This window comes from Providencia burhodogranariea DSM 19968 (assembly GCF_000314855.2).
GTDB lineage: Bacteria > Pseudomonadota > Gammaproteobacteria > Enterobacterales > Enterobacteriaceae > Providencia > Providencia burhodogranariea.
In genome coordinates this window covers 957,116-957,710 of record NZ_KB233222.1, presented here as the reverse complement: position 1 = coordinate 957,710, position 595 = coordinate 957,116, and the positions used below count along the sequence as shown (strand labels likewise).

The window sequence follows — 595 nt, the reverse complement described above, 5'->3', positions numbered from 1 at the left end:
TAATGGTCATGAAGTGACGTTCTCTGCATCTAAATATGCGCTACGTGGAATTGTTCAATCATTAAGAGAAACATTACGCAAAAATAAAATTGCGATTTCAGTGATTAATCTTGGTTACTTGGCAACTGAATATCCGTTATCAATCCCTGTTGATGAAGTTATTTCACAAACTGAAGGAGCACTAATTCCACTACAAGATGTGCTCAATGCAGTTAAATTTATTATTAGCACCAGTAATGCAACCTGCGTAAAAGAGATTACTATGCCTGCAATGTTAGATGAGAATGTCTAATAAGGGATAAAGGGGAATATATATCCCCTTTAATGAATGAGCCTAAAATTCTTTTTGATTCGCCATTCGAAGAGAAGTCATCAGGTCATTGATATAGTCGACAACGACCTGACTTGCTAAGCCATAGTGTTTCTCTTCAAACTCGCTTTCGACTTGACTTGGCTCTAAGTTAAGCTCAACTGTATGAGCGCCATTTAACTTCGCTTCATGGACAAAACCTGCTGCTGGATACACATGACCTGAAGTCCCAATAGCAATAAAAATAGTTGCTTGTTCTATCGATTGATAGATTTGATCCATCCC

At 37.6% G+C, this 595-nt stretch carries 2 pseudogenes; one reads left to right on the top strand and one right to left on the bottom strand.

From position 1 onward, the window contains the following. A pseudogene (locus OOA_RS04005) lies at positions 1-292 on the top strand (short-chain dehydrogenase); the annotation flags it as partial. A 42-nt stretch (positions 293-334) separates the two neighbouring features. Here the strand turns inward: OOA_RS04005 and OOA_RS04000 are convergent. Further along, a pseudogene (locus OOA_RS04000) lies at positions 335-595 on the bottom strand (NAD-dependent protein deacylase); the annotation flags it as partial.